The following is a 2,277-nucleotide window of genomic DNA, read 5'->3' as shown; positions in this document are numbered from 1 at the left end:
CTGAGGCTGCGTCCACCGCAGACATACAGAAGTTGTCCAGTGACGTAGCTCGAGCCAGGTTCCGCAAAGAACCGGACGGCGCGAGCAATATCATCCGGCTGACCAATGCGCTCCATGGGCACAGTCTTGCGAAGACTCTGCTGGACCTCTTCCGTTAGCGTTCCAAACAGGGGGGTCTCAACGATGCCGGGCGCAATAGCATTCACGGTAATGCCCTTGCGCGCATACTCCAGCGCCAGTGAGCGGGTCAGGCTGACCACTGCGCCCTTGGACGCAGAGTACGCCGCCTGGCCGCGATTACCCAGCCATGCACGTGAGCCGATGTTGATGATCCGCCCGAAGCGGTTCTCTGCCATATGGGCCAGCACGGCTTTAGAGCAGATGAACTGGGAATTCAGGTTGATCTCCATCACCCGGCTCCAGAACGCAAGGTCCATCTTGGAGACGAGCTTGTCGCCACCGATGCCTGCGTTGTTGACCAGTATGTCGATACGCGCGTGAGTCGCCACGAGCTGGGCGACTGTCGCCTCCACCTGCTCCATGGAGCTGACGTCGACCTTGAAGGTCTTCACATCTACGCCTTCACCGCCGAGGCTGCGTTCAGCCTCCTGCAGTGCCCCTTCGTCGAAATCCCAAATCGCGATGCGGCAGCCGGCCAAGCCCAATTCACGGGCGATGCCCAAGCCAATGCCCTTCGCACCGCCGGTGACAACAGCGACAAGTCCCTTGAGCGAAGCGGGCGCGATAGTGTTTGTCTGGTTCATGTTGTTTGCCATCAGAGCGAAAGAATGTTGATCGAGCAGGCTGCGTGGTCCACACCCCAGATGCCCCCACCAGTCACCTGCGTGAGACCGATCCGCGCGCCCTGCACCTGCCGCGCTCCCGCACGCCCTTGCAGTTGCTCACACACCTCCACGATTTGTGCCACGCCGGTCGCACCCGGGGGATGGCCTTTGGCGATAAGCCCACCACTTGGGTTGACAGGTACCCTCCCTCCCAGCGCAGTTGCACCGCTTTGCAGGAAACTCGCGGCGTCGCCACGGGCACAAAGCCCCAGCGCTTCGTAATAGAGCAGCTCGGAAATGGTGAACGCGTCGTGGACCTCGAGAAGGCTCAGGTCCTGCGGACCGATTCCAGCCTGCTCATAGGCGATACGGGCTGCGCGGGCCGTGATCTCTGCCTCGGTCATGTCCACCGGTTCGGTTTCAAAAAGACCTGACTGCACTACAGACGCCAGCACCTGCACCGGCTTTGCAACGCCTTTGGAAGGTCGGGTACTGAGAACGATTGCGGCGGCACCGTCCACCACGGCTGGACAGCACTGCAGTAGCGTGAGCGGTTCAGCAACAGGGCGTGAAGCAAGCACCTCCTCGCGCGTCGCCTGTTTCGCGAACTTGGCGATGGGATTCAGCGCTCCGTGCTTTCTGTTCTTGACCGAGATGTCAGCCAATGTCTCCAGCTTCAAGCCGTGGTCATGCATGTAGCGCTTCGCGCGCATGGCATAAAGAGCCGGCATGATCATGCCGCGTCTGTTGTTCCAGTCCTTCTGACTGAGCTGCAGCGGACCACCTCCGAGGCTGCTCAGGTGATCCATGCCGAACACCACCACGGTGTCGTACTGCCCGACCTTGAGCGCCTGCAAGGCAAGGTTGAGCGCGGTTGCGCCGCTGGAGCAAGCGTTGTCTACGTTGTAGACAGCACCACCATTGACATGCAGTTCACGCAATGCGCGTTGCCCTGGCAACGATGAACCGAGTGCATTGCCGCAGTAGAACGCCTGTACTTCGGAGAGTTGAGTGCCAGCGTCGGCCAATGCGTCAAGGATGGCCGACTGCGCCATAACCTCCTCGGTCAACTCTGGAAAGCGGCCGAAATCCGTAATACCCACGCCGGTAATCATTGGTTGCTTCATGACGTCATTCCTTAAAGGCGTAGTCGGGTTCGCCGTCAGGCAACGTGAAGGGCACCACACGCAGGTGGCTGCCGATGGCGGGTGGTTGAGCATCAAACAGCAGTCGTCCGAATGCGCGCACACCGGGCTCGAAGTCGACCATAGCGAGGCCGTAGGGCTGCTTATCTTTGCCAGGGTGAACGACGGTAAAGCTGTACAGCAATCCAGTCGGACCGAGCTCGATATCCTCGACTGGCTGATCGTTGTGAACGAATTCCACTGGCGGGAATTGCGGAGGGTGATCGGCAACACGTGTGGCGATCAACACCATGCCGCTCGCGGTTTGACGGAAGTGAGGCTCCGTTCGTTGGATGATCTTCAAAAAT

Annotated in this window: 3 protein-coding genes; all 3 read right to left on the bottom strand. The window is 59.9% G+C overall.

What is annotated here, in order from left to right; all coding sequences use genetic code 11:
* Positions 1-764: SDR family NAD(P)-dependent oxidoreductase (locus tag DNK89_RS23230; protein ID WP_110962001.1), on the bottom strand; the 764-nt coding region annotated here is incomplete at its 3' end.
* Positions 765-775: 11 nt separating this feature from the next.
* Entirely contained in the window at positions 776-1,912 is a 1,137-nt protein-coding gene (locus DNK89_RS23225) for a thiolase family protein (RefSeq protein WP_110961999.1), read from the bottom strand.
* A gap of 4 nt (positions 1,913-1,916) precedes the next feature.
* Positions 1,917-2,277: Zn-ribbon domain-containing OB-fold protein (locus DNK89_RS23220; RefSeq protein ID WP_238990910.1), on the bottom strand; the 361-nt coding region annotated here is incomplete at its 5' end.

The organism is Acidovorax sp. ST3 (assembly GCF_003231145.1).
Classification (GTDB): domain Bacteria; phylum Pseudomonadota; class Gammaproteobacteria; order Burkholderiales; family Burkholderiaceae_C; genus Acidovorax.
Note: the sequence above shows the minus strand (reverse complement) of the source record. Positions and strands in the feature narration are given on the sequence as shown.